Origin of the sequence: Paraliomyxa miuraensis, from assembly GCF_026337845.1 — a bacterium.
GTDB lineage: Bacteria > Myxococcota_A > Polyangia > Nannocystales > Nannocystaceae > Paraliomyxa > Paraliomyxa miuraensis.
The window spans coordinates 1-222 of record NZ_JAOVZF010000015.1 but is presented as its reverse complement, the minus strand read 5'-3'; the positions used below and the strand labels follow the sequence as shown (position 1 = coordinate 222).

The window sequence follows — 222 nt, the reverse complement described above, 5'->3', positions numbered from 1 at the left end:
CGAGTCGGCGCTGCGCGTGCGGACGACCGCGCCCGATGGCCAGGAACTCACCACCGACTACGGCGCCACCGGTCACGTGATGCAAGAGGCGTGGTGGGGCATGCAGGCGCTCGACGAGGTGCCCATCAACACGGGCGGCCCTGGGGATGAGGTCTACGTCAGCACGCTCTACGACGGGCGCGGTCGCGTGCATCGCCGAAGCCTCCCCACCTGGGTCTCGGA

Annotated in this window: 1 protein-coding gene; it reads left to right on the top strand. The window is 70.3% G+C overall.

All coding sequences use genetic code 11. The annotated features are described in order from the left end of the window. Nucleotides 1–16: 16 nt before the first annotated feature. Nucleotides 17–222, top strand: a 206-nt coding sequence (locus OEB96_RS00060) for a hypothetical protein (protein ID WP_266213330.1), incomplete at its 3' end; no start/stop codon positions are given.